Here is a 17,595-nt window from a genome sequence, read left to right on the forward strand (position 1 = left end):
AGTGCTCTTTTGAAATCCCGCCCTTCTTGTTTTTGAGCGGCCCCTCTAACCGATTTAATTGAATTTAAGTCCTTCTTTTCCGGCGCTCACTTTTATAATGCTGTTCTCGGCAAACTTTCCGGCTAGAAGATCCTTCGCAAGGGGATTTTCAACATAATTTTGGATGGCGCGCTTTACCGGACGCGCTCCGTAAGCCGGCTCATAGCCTTTTTCCGCAAGGAACGAAAGCGCGCTGTCGTCGAACGTAAGTTTTATTCTTCTGTCTTCCAGTCGTTCGGCAACTTTTTTAAGCTGATTGCGTATGATTCCTTGTATACAAGACATGTCGAGCCGTTTGAACATGACGATTTCATCCAGCCTGTTTAAAAATTCCGGCCTGAAAGTCGATCGCAAAAGCGACATGACGGCGGGCCTTACTGCTGCCATTTTTTCTTCACTGTCTGCGTCGATAATTATGTCGCTTCCCAAATTGCTGGTCATTATTATGATCGTGTTCTTAAAATCCACAAGGCGGCCTTGTCCGTCGGTCAAACGCCCGTCGTCGAGAACTTGCAGCAATATGTTGAATACGTCGGGATGAGCTTTTTCAATTTCATCGAACAGGACTACGCTGTACGGGCGGCGCCTTACGGCTTCGGTAAGCTGACCTCCTTCGTCATAGCCTACATAGCCGGGCGGCGCGCCTATGAGCCGGGAAACCGAAAATTTTTCCATGTACTCGCTCATGTCGATCCTTGTCAAGGCTTTTTCATCGTTAAACAGGAAGTCCGCGAGTGTTTTCGCCAGTTCGGTTTTTCCTACTCCCGTAGGCCCTATGAACAAAAAGCTGCCCTGCGGCCTGTTGGGATCTCCCATTCCGGAGCGGTTTCTTCTGATTGCGTCCGAAACTACTTGAACGGCTTCGTCTTGTCCTATTACGCGCTTGTGCAATACGTCTTCCAGCTGCAAATATTTTTGTTTTTCGGAAGAAAGCATCTTTGCTACGGGAATTCCCGTCCACGTGGAAACCACGCGTGCAATATCCTCTTCGGTAACTTCCTGCCTTAAAAGCGAACTTCGTTCGTTGTTGTCTTCGTCGGCGAGTTTTTTTTCGGCGACCTGAGCTTCTTCGAGCTGTTTTTCAACGGCGGGAATTATGCTGTATTTTAATTCCGCGGCTTTTTCCAAATTGCCTTCGCGCGTATATTTTTCAATGTTGAAACGCTCTTTTTCAAGCTGCTCTTTTAGAGCTCTTATCTTGTCTATGTTGGACTTTTCGTTTTTCCATTGAAGTTTCATAGCGTCGCGCTTCGATACAAGGTCGGCAAGCTCTTTTTCAAGCTTGGCGAGCCTTTCTTTTGACGACACGTCTTCTTCCTTTGAAAGAGACTGTTTTTCAATCAAAAGCTGCAGTATCTTCCGTTCGGCCTGATCAAGCTCCGTAGGCTGGCTTTCTATTTCCATTTTTAAGCGGCTCGCCGCTTCGTCTACCAGATCTATCGCCTTGTCGGGCATAAAGCGGTTCGTTATGTAGCGGTTCGAAAGCACTGCCGCAGCGACGAGCGCTTCGTCGTTTATCTTTACGCCGTGATGAATTTCATATTTTTCGCGTAAACCGCGCAGTATCGCTATGGTATCTTCGACCGAAGGTTCGTTACAGTAAACCTGCTGAAAGCGCCTCTCCAGAGCGGCGTCTTTTTCTATATATTTGCGGTATTCGTCCAAAGTCGTAGCGCCGATCGCGCGCAATTCTCCGCGGGCAAGGGCGGGCTTTAGAAGATTCGAAGCGTCCATAGAACCTTCGCTTGCACCTGCGCCTACGATTGTATGCAATTCATCTATAAAAAGAATGATTCTGCCTTCGGACTTTTGAATTTCGGTGATTACGGCCTTAAGTCGCTCTTCAAATTCTCCGCGGAATTTCGCACCGGCTACAAGGGAACCTAAGTCAAGCGACAGGAGCCTTTTGTTTTTAAGGCTTTCGGGAACGTCTCCCGACGCGATTCTTCTTGCAAGGCCTTCTACGATAGCGGTTTTTCCTACGCCCGGTTCGCCGATTAAAACGGGATTGTTTTTTGTGCGGCGGCAAAGAACCTGCATCACGCGCCTGATCTCTTCGTCGCGTCCTATCACGGGATCGATCTTATCCTGCCTTGCGAGGGAAGTTAAATCCTTCGTGTATTTTTCAAGAGCCTGTATTGTATTTTCAGGATCTTGGGACGTCACTCCCTGATTCCCGCGTACGTCTTTCAGAGCTTTTAAAACCGCTTCATGCGTAATTCCTGCGGATCTTAAAACCTCGGCCGTCCGTCCGTCGGATTTTGTAATTGCAAGCAGAATATGTTCCGTCGAAAGGTAGCGGTCGTGAAGGTCTGACATTTCCTTTTCAGCCTTGGCGAGAATTTTCTGAGCTTCGTTTGAAAGAACCGTCTGTGTGTTTCCGCTGATTCTCGGATCGGAATCGAGAAGTTCCTGCGTTTTTTGAATCAACGATTGAACGTTTGCCCCTATGCGTTCGATGAGAGGCGGAACCAAACCGTCTTTTTGCTGCAAGAGCGCCATGAGGATATGTTCAAGTCCTATTTCACTGTGATCGTTTTGTTGCGCAAGGGCGTTTGCGGATTGCAATGCGTCCTGCGCTTTTAGTGTAAAATGTTCTAAATCCATACTTTTAAATTACAAATGAAATACGAGAAATTCAAATTTTTATTTAGGCTGCGCGGGCGGGGAAAACTTGCCGACCGATGCTTTCCTGAGTTCCGCCAACGTTAACGCTCCCCTCCAATCCTTGCCGTAAAAAATTTGGCGTTGCTGCAGTCGCACAGGACGTGCGAACCGGACGCTATGCGTTTATGCTGTCTTCTTCGCCGTATTCGCAGAACGCGTTTGAAATTTTAGCGTATTCGAGCAGTTCTACCGTTTTTTTTATTTTTTTATACAGCCTGAGTTCTCCGCTTGTGTCTCCGCTTTCGAGGATCTTAAAAATTTTTCCGTAAACGGCGGCGGACTCGTAAGTGCGAACGCACATGCTGCTTGTTTTGCAGAATATATCTATGTCGATTATGTATTTTTTGTTATGAAGACTTACCGACCAACGCAGTTGGTCGTCTTCGTCATTTTTTGGCATTTGAGTGCAAGTCCATTCCGACGAATATGAATTTTTTCCTTGAACGAATACTATGCGGTCCGACAAAATTTTTATGAACGCGCACAGCTTATTTTCGTATAATCCCTGTATGGTAAAGCAGGTGTTTTTAAGTTTTTTTCCCGTGATGAGGCTTGTCATTGAAGATGCGGAAATATGAATGAAGGGTCTCGGAAATGCGTCGCCCCAAGTTTTATCGGTGTATCCCGAACATTTTTTAGGATTTACCGTATAAACGTTTCCGTCTACGCTTATCGCACCTGAAAAAACGGTTTCCGCTCCTGTAGGAATCCAATTGTTTCCTTTTTTTATATAGCCTGCGGGAAAATCTATGAGCCGTTCTATGTTAAGATCCCATGTTATACATCCCGCCGCGCTGTAATATTCGGGATGGCGCAGTCTGTCGTCATTGGAAAGCTCTATCTTTCCGCGCAGTTCCGAATGCGAAAAATAACAGCCCGGAAGACTTATGCTGTGTTTCTTTTTGTTATATGCAAGGTCTTTTGTTTTAAAATAATTGCTTATATACTTGGCGTTCGTGCCGTACATTCCTGCGCGCACCGCTACATACGACGGAGCTTCTACAGTCTGACCGCTTTCCTGCGAATACAGCATTTCGGAAAGTTGTTCTTGGGAATATTCGGTTTTTAACTTGGTCGAAAAAGACATTTTGTCCGGCGATATGTAAGGATTTACGACTTGAAGCTCTAAAAAGAAACTTCTTTCTTCGCCGGTCGAGTCGGACTGGGCGCACATAAAATAAAGCCAGCGCTCTATGCCTTTCTTTTTAAAAAAGCCGCCTAATTTATATGAATCGTTACGGATATTTAATTTTGACACTGCCATATTTTAGGTATCGGTATTTTTTTAGATCGGTAAAAGCATTATTTTACCGGAAGAATCTTTTGCATCGCCTGTAATGCATACCTTCGTGCATTTTTCACTCTGCGCCACCAGCCGATCGAGAGCGTTTTTAACGTCTCGTTCGGTGACGGAAAATAAGAGCTTTATTTTATGCTCGCGGTCTTTTTCCGTTATTCCGTACAGACAGCGCAAAAATCCGGTAAAGCCTCTTCCTCCGGGGGACTGCGGCTGAATTTCCTTGCTGTAGCATCCGACGACGGCTTTTTTAAGCGTTTCTTTGCCGAACGCGCCGTCCTTTCCCGAAATTTCCACCGCCGTCTTTTTTAAACACTCTAAAAGCGATTCCGCCGTTTTTAGAGGATCGGGATCCCTGTACGATGTAAAAGAAAATGTGCCTTCAATAGGATCGCTTGAAGCGTAAGCTCCGTAGGCTCCTCCTATGGTTCTAAGCTGCTCCCATAGAACTGTAGTTGAAAGCCAATGCGCCAAAACGGTTTCTGCAGCGCTTTCTTTTGTGAGCCATGCGCTTGCGGGAAACGTTTGGGCTGAAAATCCTACTTCAGTACGCGTAGTAAAAATTTCAATATCGGATTTTGCCGTGTTGCCGCCGAAGCTTATCGCGCCGCCGTCTGTTGTGCCGCCGTCGGTACGACTTCCGATGGGCCGTTCCTGTTCGCTGCTCAAATCGGCGCCTGAGCCGAAGGTTTCGGGCACGCTGTCTGCCCCTGTAGACTCCGGCGCTCTGCCGATCGCGGTAAGACCTGCGTATTTTACAAAATCTTTAAGTTTGGGCAGTGCGTATTTTAAACTTTCATCGTCCGCCGTTATGTGTAAAACAGTTCCGCCTTTTTTGATCTTTTCCAGCATGGAATTAAAACGATTCGTAAGTTTTTGCACTTCGTTGATTTTATGAATTTCAAAGAGCTGACTTAAGCCGTTCCATACTTCGTCTACGGCCTTGCTTCTGTTTACGCGTCGTTCGGCGCGTATGGCGCAAAAGCTGTGCCCCGAAGGAATGACCGATTCGTCAAGATCGTTGCGGTATTCATTTAACAGGTCTTGAAGTCTTTTTGCGTCGGAAAAGTCCGTGGAGCAAAGACAGTCCGAAACCAATTTGAGAGCGTCTTCCGTCTTCTCTTTTAGCATTTTTACGCGGAATATGATCATGTCGCGTCCGGTATAAACGGATTTTTTGCATTTCGGAGGAACGGAAGACGTAATAGTTGTCGCTTCAAATCCGCCGCAGTGCATAGCCGTAAGACCGGCCGTTTCGGCCCATGTTTTTCCTTTCCATCCGCAGTTTGTAACGGCAATTGAAAAAAGCGGTATGAGCGGATAATCTTCGTTAGAAATGACGTCTAATGGAAAGGCGATATCCGCGTACACTATTCCGTTAGTTTCTTCTTTATTTATAAAAAGCGGAATGTCGCCGTTTTTTGATTCGACATAGTCTTGTTTTGTAACGATCCTGTCAATTTTGGCCGGCAAATCGGAAGGGGATAAGTGCGGCAAGCATTTTATATCTTTTTCCGTTTCCGCCTTTTGCTGGACCGCATGAAGTTTTTCATTTTCTTGCATTACCGTTTCAGGCATCTTTGATTTTTTTCTTAATTCTATTATGGTCTGTTCAAAAATACTTCGTTCTTTTGCATATTGTTCGTCGGGAATTACCGAAACAAGCGAACGATGCATGTTCGCGATCAAGTATTTTTTTATAAGCTCCGAAACATAGCCGGGAGAAGAAAGGATCTGCTCTTCGAGCTTTGCAAAAGTTTCTCTGACCAAAAGCATGTCGGCCGGTTCTTTGCCGTAATTCCACGCTCGAAGAGCCCTGCGCAGAAGAACAAGCGAATAAGGTCCTCCGGCTCTTCTTACTTCACGGTTTGCAAAGTTAACCGACATCAAAGCTGAATCTATGTCGCTTTTAGGTATCTCTCCTGACGATAATTCGTTGAGCGTTTTAAATATCAGTCTTTCAACTTCGCGGATGTTTGAGGATTCTACGCCCCTGAGCCCGGCTGTGAACATAAGGTCGTGCATTTCATTGTATAGTCCGCTGTTGGGAGCGATGTCTTCGCCCAAACCGGACTCAAGAAGAGTGCGAGTGAGAGGAGAACCGTCATGTCCGCATATGACTTCCGAAAGAAATATGCATTCCATGTAACTTTTTAGATCGCAGGACGGGCACAAGAGCCAGTTTTCCATAACCGTTGCGCCGTGCGTATTATTTGCCGACGACGGACCTTTTTCTTCCACGAATATGGGTTTGGAAAACGGACTGACTGTTTCACGCGATAATACGGCGTCGAGTGAAAATTTTTCTTGCGCCCTGCTTGAGTGAATCTCCGTTTCGTCGAAGGTTTGTTTTTCTATGCGGTGAAGAAATTCTTTTTCAATAAAGTCAAGCTGTTCTTCCGTAGGAATATTTCCGTATAGGAACACTAAACAATTATCCGTCCGGTAGTATTTTTCGTGGAAATTTTTAAGCTTCGCATGTGTTATGTTCGGAATTATTAGAGGATCGCCGCCTGAGTCAAGCGAATACACCGTGTTTGGGAACAGACTCTTTACTGCGGCGTCGCCTGCAACGGAATCGAAGGAGGAATAATTGCCCTTCATCTCGTTGTAGACTACGCCTTGGATGGAATAGTTTCCGTTTTTATCGATTTCCAGCCGATGGGCTTCCTGCAAAAAAATTTCAGGATCGAGGCGGGGAAAAAACACGGCATCGCCGTATACGCTCATAAGGTTAAAATAATCCGCCTTTACTTGGGAACTTGCGGGGAACACTGTTTTGTCCGGAAAAGTCATAGCGTTGAGAAACGTCTTTATGCTCTGGTTTATAAGCCTTACGAACGGATCTTTTAAGGGATATTTTTGCGAGCCGCACAGAACGGAGTGTTCGAGTATGTGAGCCTCTCCGGCCGAGTCTTCCGGCGGCGTTCTGAATGAAAATGCGAACAGATTTTCTTCGTCGTCATTTAAAAGATGAAAAACTTCGAGACCCGTGCCGTTATGGCGAAGATAAATTCCGCTTGAAGCGCAGTCGGGAATATCGCGGACGGAAATAACCGTCCAATTTTTATATTTTGAATCAGACGTAAATTTCATCGTTTCTGCCCTTTATCATGAATTTTCCTTCTTCATACGCGCTTCGCATTGCGCTAATGAAAGCCGAAGTAACCTTGTCGCTGTCGGCGCGCGTAACGGGTTTTTTCAGCTGCTCCGTTTCAAGTATGATATCGCCTCGTGTCTTTGACACGTTATAAAGTATTTTTTTTCTAAAACCGTCGGGTTTTCCTGCTATGAGGACGGCGATCTTATCGTCGTCCATTTTGTGCAGCTGTTCTTGTATAAAACGGTCGTCGGCGTTGACTATGTCGTCCAAAGTAAAAAGCTGCTTTCTCAGTTCCTTTTCGAGTTCAGGCTCGCCTTCGGCAAGGTTTTGAAGTATGTCGTTTTCGGCTTTGGGAGACATCTTTTTTAAAATCTGCACCAGAGCTCCTCGTCCGTCAAGAGCATTCGATCTTTCAGCCGCCAAGGAGGAAACTTTTTCTCGCATCGTCCTGTCCACGCGCCGCAAAACTTCAGGTGAAATTGATTGCATTTTTGCAAGGCGCATTACGGTTTCCTTTTTATCCTCCGCTTCCATAAGGTCGATTATTTTAGCCGCCTTTTTAGGCTTTAAATTTGAAAGAACCAGAGCCTTGACCGCGGGAAGTTCGTCTTTAAGTAAAAGAAGAATGCGGCTTTCGTCTTCGTCTTCAAGGTATTCAAAAGGCTTGCCTTCGGCAGGATGTACCGTTTTTTCGATCATTTTTGAAGCGCGCTCGCTGCCGAACGCTTTTGACAGAATATTTTTTGCGGTTTCTATTCCGCCGCCTTCTTTTGAGCGCTGTATGAGCGCCTGAAATTCTGCGAGTATCGCGGCCGCCTCGTCGTCTTCAACGGTACGTATGGATGCGATTTCAGGAATTATTTTTTCAGTTTGCGCTTCGGACAGGTGCGGAAGAATTTTTGCCGCTTCGTCAACGCCTATGAGCAAAAGGAATTTCGCCACTCTGCGGTATACGCTGTCGCTCCCATCCTTGTTTTTTGTTTCGGTAACTTTTAAAAGACCGCCTGAAGTGAGCGCGGCTGCCGCCGTGCGCACAGCCGTGTCGGAAGCACGGTCTGTTTCGGCATATTTTTTTGCCGCATTTTTGTATGCGTCAAGGCGGTGTTCGTTTAAATTCATAAAGAATATAATACTACAGCGGCGTTTTTTTGGAAAGTATCGGTTTTTTTCGTTTTGCGTCTTTGTGTGGCCGCAAGTGCGCCGGAAAATGCTTTCACCGTCTCTCGTGTTGTATAAAAAAGGCTGCACTCACGGCAGCGTCCTGCCGTTCGCACTCGGCACAGCTCTTGTGTATTTTTTCTATCGATATGTTATAATTTTTGCATGAAATTTTTGCAGACGGGCGACTGGCATTTGGGAAAGGTTTTTTACGGCCAATCCCTGACTGAAGACCAGGCGTTCTTTTTGGAACAGATATTCGGTGAGCTTGAAAAAGCTGAAAAAGAGCTGAAACCCTATGACGCTCTCGTCGTCCCCGGCGACATTTACGACAGAGCGGTTCCTCCTGTAGAATCGGTGACGCTTTTAAGTTCTTTTTTGTCGAGGACGCATGAAAAATTTCCTGATTTGGAAATGTTTTTTCTGGCCGGCAATCACGACAGCGCGTCGCGCCTTTCTTTCGCTTCGGAGCTTTTGGGAAAAAGCAACGTTCATATCTGTACGGATACGAAACACTTGGAAGAACCTGTTATAGTGGGAAAAGGGAATGAAGCGGCGGCCGTATATCAGATACCTTTTTTAATGCCGGGATCGATAGCGGCCGCCGCTCCTGCCCATCCCGCTGCCTTTTCCGCCGATGCGGCCGGCAGAACCGACATGCCCGACAAAACAGGCGGCGCCGGGCCCAATGTCGCCGGAGCTGGCATGCCTGACAAAACCGCCCGCGCCTGCAGTGCTGGCATGGCCGATACGGCTGGCAGAACCGACAAAATAGGCGGCGCCGAGCATAATGCCTCCGACCGTAATTTTGCCGAACCGCTTCAGTTAAATGAATTTCCCGCTGCCGAGGATACTCTTTTTGCGGCTTCCGATGAGCCTGAAATTTTGCCGGATGAGCCGCTTGACTGGGATGAAGAAAAAATCCTGCGCTCGCAGCAGCAGCTTGCCGCCCAAGCGTTCGATCTTATCCGTAAAAGCCACTTAAAAAACTATCCTTCGATGCCGAGCGTAGTATGCGCCCATATGTTTGCGACGGGTGCTTCGGTATCCGAATCCGAAAGGTCGTGGGTGGGAGCTGCGGAGCAGGTGGACGTCCGTGTTTTTGAGGGCATTACATATACGGCGTTAGGCCACATCCACACGGTTCAGCGCTTGGGCGGCAGAAACGCTTGGTACTCCGGTGCCCCTCTTGCGTATTCGTTTTCGGAAAATTCCGAAAAATGCATGCTCAGCGTTACGGTTTTGCCGCCTCGCACGGATAAGGGCTGTCCCTTAACGGATATTTCTGATGTCAAAGTTGAAAAAATAGCGATAAAACCATTGCATCCGGTTGTCCGCCTTACAGGAGCCTTTGAAGAATTTTACAAGCAAGTTGTTTCAGGCCTTGAAGATAAAAAACTTAAAGAATCTTACGTTGAAATTCAATGCACCGACAAACTTCCGCATGAAAACGCGATTCAGCTTTTGCGGGCCGGCTATCCTTATCTTCTGTCTTTTACAAGGGCGTCGGAAATTTCAGATGAAATTCAAAATACGGTAGAAGCGCGTAAAGCGATCCTTTCAAGCGGCAAAAAGGACGAAGGCGGCGTTTTTGATCTTTTTATGAAAGAAACTTCAAATACCTATCAGGAAGATCCTTCTTTTTATAAAAAAGAAAGGGAACTGTTTATCGCGCTTTCGAAGGAGTCTGAAAGATGAGGCCGCTGTATCTGCATCTGGCCAACGTAGGGCCGTTTTGCGACGAAAAAATCGATTTTACCGCTCTGGACGACATGTTTTTAGTCTACGGAAAAACCGGTTCCGGAAAAACCACTATTTTTGACGCGATAACCTATGCGCTTTACGGCGATCTGTGCGGTTCAAGAAAAAAAATGGCGGCGAATTTCGTTTCCGACTTTGCGAAACCCGATGAAAAATCCTTCGTTCAATTTGTTTTTGAACTTTATAACTGTAAATACAGAATAACCCGCTCGCTTCCAGCCGTAAATTCAGGCGGAAAGAAATCTGGAGTCGAGCTTGTTTTTGAAAAGGCGAGGGACATAGGCTCTTCGGATAAGACAGGACAGGAATTCGAGAGGGTTGAAGGTCTTTTGTCGGAGTTAAATAAAAGAATCGAATCGCTTATAGGACTTTCCATAAACGAATTTACGCGGATAGTGCTCCTGCCGCAGGGCGCATTCGCTCAATTTTTAAAAGAAGGCTCCAATAATCGCCGAGAAACCCTTTCAAGATTGTTTCCCATAGATTCTTATATAAAAATTATGGAAAAAGCCAAGGAAAAGGCGGCGGTATTCCGCGAAAAGCAAAAATACTTGGAAATGCAGTCTGCCGAGCTGTATAAAATCTTTGATCCGGAAAAGGCCGCCGCCGAATTTTCAGAGCTTTCCGGCGAACTTGAAATTCTTGAAAAGAAAAGAAGCGAAGTTTTTTCACGCATCGAAAAAAAAAGCGCGGAAACGGAAAATCTGCGTCAAAAGCTTGAAATATCGGAAAACGCCGCAAAGCTGAAAGAAGAATTTTTAAATCTTGAAGCAAAAAAGAATCGCATCACGGAATTGGAAAAAAAGCTGGAATCGAGCGATAAGGCCGAAAAGCTTTTTGTTTTTATAGAACGGACAAGATCTGCGGAAGAAAAAAAGACCGTTTCCGAAAATAATTTTTATAAGGCTGAAAAACATCTTGAAGCTGAAAAGAAAAATTATGAAGTTTTGGAAGCCCAAAAAAACGATATCGCCGCTCTAAAAAAAGAAATGGAAGGCGGCAGAGAAAGAAAAAAAGAATTTGAAACCCGCATGGAAAATATTTTAAATCTTGCTGCGGCCAAAAAAAAGCGCAGCAAGGCCTTTGCCGAAAAAGAAAGCTCGGAAAATTCCGTTTCGAACAAAGAAGACGACATAAGGCGGCTGGAATCGGAACTGATTCTCGCTTTAGGCGACGGCGGGCTGGAACATGTTTTGCCTGAAAAAACGGGATCCGAAAATCCTATAAAATTCGATGCCGACGAGGTCGTTATGCAGCTTTTTCATGCGGCGGAAACTGCAAAATCCGAAAGCGCCGCCGCCGGTAAAACTTTGGAAGCCGTAAAGGATCTTGCCCAAATACAAAAAAAGATCGATGACGCGAAAACCGATACGGAACAAAATCAAAAATCCGTTTCGGAAAATAAGCGACTTTTGGAAAACGCAAAAAAGTGCCTGGACGATTTTGTTGTCCAAAAAGAAATTCAGGAAAAAAATAATTACGCCCTCGCCCTTGTTCCGTTTTTGGAAGCCGGAAAACCTTGCCCGGTTTGCGGTTCGATTGAGCATCCCAATCCCGCCGTCGTTCTGCCCGAATCTCTTGACATAACCGAAAAAATTTCATTGCAGGAAAAACTCATTGAAAAGATCGAAATAGAAAATCTTGCGCTTGAAAAAAAATCTTCATCGCTGAAAACGCTTCTGAAGGCTCTTACGGAACAGCATGAGCAATCGCGCAAAGAATTGCAGGCCGAACATGATAGTCTTCCCGCTTACGATGAAGCTCAAGCCGCTTTTGAGGCTGCAAATAAAAAATCTTCTGAAACGGCCGCTTTTTATGAAAAGGCTTCGGCGATATGTTCCGATATAAAGCGGAACGGCAAACAGCTCGATGAACTAAAAACCGCCGCCGCGGAGTTTTCAAAAACGCTTGCCTTGTTCGACGGAGAAGTTTCGGCTTTGGAAAGGCAAATTTCGGGCGGTGAAAATATGCCTGAAAGCGCGAAAGAAAAATCCGGCTGCAGGGGTGAAAATGGTGAAGCCGCGCTTATTCTTGAGTCCGAAGATCTTAAATTGCGCATAAAAAATATTGAAGAAAAACTTATAAACGATGAAAAAATCGTGAGTTCGTTTGAAGAAAATTTCAGTAGGGCCTTGGAAAATTTCGCTTCGGCAAAGACGTCTTTTGAAGAATTGAAAAAGATCGTGCAGCAAGCGAAAAAGGAATACGGCGAAGCCTTGCTTAATCAAAATGAAAATATCTTAAAGTCCGATTTCGATTCTGCGGAACACGTTGTATGTTCTATTTTGCCTTTAGGGCAAAAAGAAGAAATTCAAAACGAAGTTGATCGATGGAAAACCGACATGCACAGCGTTGAAGTTCGGCTTGAAACCCTTAAAGACGCTCCCGATCCCGAAGAGTTAAAAAAGAGTTTGGATGCGGCTAAAAAAGATCTGGGCGATCTTCGAAATTCTTATAATGCGTTTGACGACGACATTCGTAAAAAGACGGAACAAAAAACCGAGCTTGAATCGACAATAAAAAAATCCGCCGATTTGGAAGAAGAGCGCGAAAAGCTCTTGCAGGAAGGCGCTCATTGCATAAGACTTTCGGATGATCTTGAAGGACACGGTGCAAACATAAAGAAAATTCCGTTTGACGCGTGGGTGCTGGGAATGTATTTTGCCGAAGTAGTGCATAATGCAAATCCGCGCTTTGAGCGTATTTCAGGCGGACGCTATCGTTTTAAAATACAAGAATCCTCCGGTGGAAACGCTTTTAAAGGTTTGGATTTAGCGGTTTTCGACAGCTTTACCGGACGCGATCGGGACACCGCCACTTTAAGCGGCGGCGAAACATTTATGGCTTCAATCAGTTTGGCTCTCGCTTTGACGGACGTCGTTCAGGAGCAAAGCGGGGGCATACGGCTTGATTCTCTTTTTATCGACGAAGGGTTCGGCTCTCTTGACGGAGAATCGCTTGATATGGCAGTTTCGATCCTTCAAAATATCGGAGAATCCCGCATGGTGGGTATCGTCTCGCATGTGGAATCGCTTTTGCAGGCAATTCCGTCTCACCTTGAAGTTGTAAAAACTGCGGACGGCTCTCATATTAAAAGCGCTCATACTTTTTAAAACAGTACCGTGTTCGCCGCGGACAATCATGTTTTTTTTATCGTGAAAGAGCCTGTGCCGTTTCCGTCTGCAGAAAATTCTTTTACCAAAAACGGAAGAATTGTTTCCAGCCGGGTATCCAACATATACGGCGGATTTATAAAAAAAAGTCCGCTTCCGTACATACGTGAAACGGTCGTCTGCGCTGGAAAAGCCGCCGTGTTAGGCGCCGCTATTGTCGTTTTAGTGACCGCTCCCGCTGCTGCGGCTGCTGAAGCGCAATGCAAGCCGGCGCAATTTTTTTGCAGGCTTTCGTATTTTGCCGCCGTGCCGTAACGTTCTTTTGACGGATCCGTAATAAATTGGACGTCGAGGGTTTCACTCATATTATTGCCCGACTGTGCCGCCGCCGTAATAAAGCGCTTCATGTCCGAAATTTCCTGTATTTTGTGCGTCAAAAGCGGATACCACAGCATGATCGTTCCGCTGCTCCATCTTTTATGAACTTCGGCAATGCATTGTGCCGTGTCGCTGAAGTCGCTTTGCACTTCATAGCTCGGATCGATCACTGCAAATCCGCGCCTTATATTAGGCGGAGAAAGCGCTCTAAGCGCTTCGTATCCTGATCTGTGGTGTATATGAGGTCTTACCGGTCTTAGCTTCTCCGTTGCGCCGCTTCGGCTGTCGTCTACATCGCCCTCGTTTTCATCCTTAGGCCGGATTTGAAGCAGAGGTTCTTTTTTCATATTTTGTTTAAGAATGTCTATTTCCGTATTGTGAAGTTCCGTCAAAATAAGGGCGTCGTTTTGCGTCATAAAACACCTCTCTATTTCGGGCGACCCGGGATAAAGCCCCCTTTTGGCATAGGCCCTGCATATGTCAACGTAAGTATGCATTTCGCCGGGAAGCTCCGAGTAGGGCAGGGAAAGCAATTTTTTAATACCGCTGTCGGCTTCTCCTGTTTTTACAGCTCTTTCGTCACAAAGATCGTATATCCCCGCGCCCGCATGAGTGTCAAAAACCGTAAACGGCTTAGCCTTTGATTTGAATTTTTCAAGCGCCAGCGTTAGAGCGATGTGTTTAAGTATGTCTGCGTGATTTCCCGCATGGAAGGCGTGTCTGTAGCTGAGCATGATTATTTAAGTTTTTCAAGCTCGTCAAGCCATATCTGTGCGTTTGCGTCGCTCGGCATTTTTAAGTCACCCCTCGGTGAAAGCCCTACGGTTCCGACCTTCGGGCCGTCCGGCATACACGAGCGCTTAAACTGTTGGCTGAAAAATCTTTTGTAAAAAATCTTAAGCCATTTAAGGATTACCTTACCGTCGTAAACTTTGTAAAACGCCTGTTTTGCCAAAAAAAAGATTTTTGCGGGCGAAAAGCCGAAGCGCAGCATGTAATAGATGAAAAAATCATGAAGCTCATAAGGACCCACAAGATCTTCGGTCTTTTGTGCGATATTTCCGTTTTCAGGCGGTAAAAGTTCGGGGCTGACTGGAGTATCGAGAATATCTTTAAGCACTTCCGCCGTGCGTTTTTCATTGTTTTTTAGAGCTTCTTCGGCAAACCATGCTACAAGGTGACGTACCAATGTTTTCGGGATCGAACCGTTTACGTTGTACATGGACATGTGATCACCGTTGTAGGTCGCCCATCCCAACGCGAGCTCCGACAGATCTCCCGTCCCGATAACAAGCCCTCCCGTCATATTTGCAATATCCATTAGAACTTGAGTACGTTCGCGGGCTTGAGCGTTTTCGTACGTAGAATCGTGTTCGTCTTCGCTGTGGCCGATGTCGTTTAAATGCTTTAGGACGGAGTCTTTGATGTCTATCGTTTTTAGATCCGCTCCCGTTTGTTTTGCTAAAGCGCAGGCGTTTTCGTAAGTTCTGTCAGTCGTCCCGAAGCACGGCATTGTGAGAGCTTTTATTTTGTTTCTGGCGATACCGCACATATCGAACGCTTTACATGTGACAAGAAGCGCCAGTGTGGAATCAAGTCCGCCTGAAAGTCCTATTACCGCATGTTCCGCTCCCGTATGGCGGATTCTCTTTGCAAGACCTTCGGCTTGAATATCAATAACTTCACGGCATCTTGCCGCTCTTTCCTCTTTATCTGCGGGAATAAAGGGATGAGGATCGATGTTCCGTTCAAGTTTAATGTCGTTTTTTGAAGACTCCGGCAAGTTTACCCATACGGTTTTATATGAATTGTTTTTTGATAAAAAGCTTGACGTATCGCCGCACTGAAAAAAGGCAGATGCCTTTGATCTTTCCTGTGAAAGTCTTTCCAAATCTATGTCGGCAAAAATCAGAGAGCCGTTTTCATCGTTTTTTTCAAACGCTTTTGATTCGGATAATATCGTTCCGTTTTCGCAAATAATATTTTCGGATCCGAACACCGCATCCTGTGTGGATTCGCCGCGGCCGGCTTCCGAATACACATAGGCGCCCGCAATCCGCGCCGAATGGGAAGACACGAGGAGTTTTTTGTATTCGTTTCCGCCGATGATTTTGCTTTTTGCCGAAGGGTTTGCGATTACATTCGCTCCTAAAAGCGCGTGGCGGGAAGAAGGCGGCGTTAGAGCCCATAGATCTTCGGAAATTTCCACCGCCATAGCGAAGTCGTCGTTCCATGAAATTTTAAATATTATGTCGGTCGTAAAAGGAATTTCACAAGCTTTACCGGATCCGCTTTTTTTAGCCGATTCCGATGTTCCGTTTTGCACGATCCTTTCAAGATTTATAAAAACCGACGTTTCGCCGGCGTTTTTTAAGGCGGAAGAAAAATACCGCTCTTCATAGAATTCGCCGCCTCCGGGTATGAACGTTTTGGGAACAAGAGCCAAGAGCTTTCCTCCGCTTACAACGGCCGCACAGTTGTATAAAAATCCGCTTTCGGCAAAGGGTAGGCCGAGCACTGAAATACAGCCGTCTTTTTCCGTTTCCTTTATTATGCGGAAAAGTTCTTTCAGTGCGGAATCAAGCAAAGCCTTTTGCCAAAACAGATCCGCGCATGTGTAAGATGTGATACACAGTTCCGGAAAGACGACAAGCTGCGCGCCTCTTTCGTCGGCCTTGTGTATGCATTTTATAATACAATCCGCGTTAGTCTTACATTGAGCCACCGTAACATCGGGGCTTGCGCTGCACACGCGAAAAAATCCGTATTTCATAAAATCAATATAGCACAAAAATCATAATTTAAGAATACGAACAAAAATATTTCTTGTTTCTGCAGCATTAGGTAGCCGGCTTCCGTCGCACAATAACGTCTCTGTAGTCTGCCGCATAGTTGCCGTTTGCCGCAGTTTTTGTTCCGGCGCCGCGGTTGAGGCGCAAGGTTTTCCCTGCAGAATGACCCTTGCCGCGCGGACAACCCTTGCCGCATTTCCGGCGCCCGTTTTGTCGGCAGCGTGAACTCAAGCGGATATAATTTTACTTTTTCGCGCATGCAAAAAGGTCAAAAAATGCTCGGCCTCTGTCTGGATAAGGGCGACGCTAAAGCCTCAGAAAAAATCGACGAATGGGTAAAAGAGGTAAAACCGGCTTTTTCCGTATAATGTTGTTCAGCAGCTGCAAAAATTAAAGATTCTCACAGTCTCAGGCGGTCGGCACTTCGGCCGCCTGATTGAATTTTATCGAATCGACAAATCGGCTTATCAAAAACTTGGCCGCAGCCGCAAAATTTCCGAACGGTATATCCGTCGGTTTCGCTGTTGATAGACTTCATGCTATGCATAAGTCATGTGTGCTTGTTTTTGATAGTGTGCGCTTATATAGGCTCTTGACCGTATTTGTAAAGTCGTATAATTTAATACTGAATATTAATTCTGTTTTGAACGGAACTGTTTTACAATGCCACAAGTTTTAAAAGAAGAAATCTACGATCGCATTTTTCGAGCCGGAATCGAAGTTTTCTATGAAAAAGATTTCCGCAGCGCAAAAATGCAGGACATTGCGGAAAAAGCGGATATTCCGGTAGGCCTTATTTACACTTATTTTAAAAATAAAAAAGAGCTGTTTGAAAAAATCGCTGCATCCGTTCCTGTCGATTTTCAGCGGATCATTAAGGAAGAAGAAATGGCAAAGGGGTTGCCGTCCGAACGATATGAAAATATTGCCGAAGGTTATCTGCTGGAGCTGTTGAAGCACCACAAGGTTTTTGTCATCGTGATGGATAAAAGCCGCGGGACAAAATACGAAAATGCAAAAGAGGAAATGATTGTCTCCATCGGCGCCCATATCAAACGGGAGCTTTCCAAAAAAACGAAGCGTGTTTATCACAATATGCTCATTCATATTCTTGCGTCCAATTTTACCGAAAGCCTTTTGGAAGTTGCGCGCCATTACGAAACGCAGGAAAAAGCAAAAGAACTGCTGCGCCTCCTAACGCAATGCTATTATGAAGGGGTAAACTCGCTGTGAAAAACGGTATTTTTACCGATTTTTTATTTTGTTTAAAACTGAATATATATTCGG

Annotated in this window: 9 protein-coding genes; 3 read left to right on the forward strand and 6 right to left on the reverse strand. The window is 45.6% G+C overall.

Translation table 11 applies throughout. From position 1 onward, the window contains the following. Window positions 1-54 precede the first annotated feature (54 nt). The 4 genes from clpB to HRI96_RS04685 form a co-directional block, all read right to left on the reverse strand. Window positions 55-2,646 carry an ATP-dependent chaperone ClpB gene (gene clpB / locus HRI96_RS04670; RefSeq protein ID WP_210118356.1) on the reverse strand — a complete coding sequence of 864 codons (2,592 nt, stop codon included), beginning with the start codon at window positions 2,644-2,646 and terminating at the stop codon, window positions 55-57. A 175-nt stretch (window positions 2,647-2,821) separates the two neighbouring features. Further along, window positions 2,822-3,964 (reverse strand): hypothetical protein, encoded by a 1,143-nt coding sequence (locus HRI96_RS04675; protein WP_210118357.1) that lies wholly within the window; start codon window positions 3,962-3,964, stop codon window positions 2,822-2,824. A gap of 27 nt (window positions 3,965-3,991) precedes the next feature. Then, entirely contained in the window at window positions 3,992-7,099 is a 3,108-nt protein-coding gene (locus HRI96_RS04680) for an insulinase family protein (RefSeq protein WP_210118358.1), read from the reverse strand. Continuing rightward, complete coding sequence (locus HRI96_RS04685; RefSeq protein WP_210118359.1) at window positions 7,083-8,225, reverse strand: flagellar motor switch protein FliG; 1,143 nt, start codon at window positions 8,223-8,225, stop codon at window positions 7,083-7,085. Before HRI96_RS04685 ends, HRI96_RS04680 begins: the two co-directional genes overlap by 17 nt. A gap of 204 nt (window positions 8,226-8,429) precedes the next feature. Between HRI96_RS04685 and HRI96_RS04690 the strand changes: the two genes are divergently transcribed. Next, a complete protein-coding gene (locus HRI96_RS04690) occupies window positions 8,430-9,962 on the forward strand; it encodes an exonuclease SbcCD subunit D (RefSeq protein ID WP_210118360.1) in 1,533 nt (510 codons plus the stop codon). Next, window positions 9,959-13,138: an AAA family ATPase gene (locus HRI96_RS04695; RefSeq protein ID WP_210118361.1), complete on the forward strand. Its 3,180-nt coding sequence runs from the start codon at window positions 9,959-9,961 to the stop codon at window positions 13,136-13,138. The genes HRI96_RS04690 and HRI96_RS04695 overlap by 4 nt, the downstream gene beginning before the upstream one ends. A 26-nt stretch (window positions 13,139-13,164) precedes the next feature. On the opposite strand, the gene HRI96_RS04700 is transcribed toward HRI96_RS04695, so the two are convergent. Further along, entirely contained in the window at window positions 13,165-14,250 is a 1,086-nt protein-coding gene (locus tag HRI96_RS04700) for a 23S rRNA (adenine(2030)-N(6))-methyltransferase RlmJ (RefSeq protein ID WP_210118362.1), read from the reverse strand. Window positions 14,251-14,252: 2 nt separating this feature from the next. Continuing rightward, window positions 14,253-16,289 (reverse strand): NAD(+) synthase, encoded by a 2,037-nt coding sequence (locus HRI96_RS04705; RefSeq protein ID WP_210118363.1) that lies wholly within the window; start codon window positions 16,287-16,289, stop codon window positions 14,253-14,255. A 682-nt stretch (window positions 16,290-16,971) separates the two neighbouring features. Between HRI96_RS04705 and HRI96_RS04710 the strand changes: the two genes are divergently transcribed. Next, window positions 16,972-17,541: a TetR/AcrR family transcriptional regulator gene (locus tag HRI96_RS04710; protein ID WP_210118364.1), complete on the forward strand. Its 570-nt coding sequence runs from the start codon at window positions 16,972-16,974 to the stop codon at window positions 17,539-17,541. Window positions 17,542-17,595 lie beyond the last annotated feature (54 nt).

The sequence above is a fragment of the Treponema parvum genome (assembly GCF_017893945.1).
GTDB lineage: Bacteria > Spirochaetota > Spirochaetia > Treponematales > Treponemataceae > Treponema_D > Treponema_D parvum_A.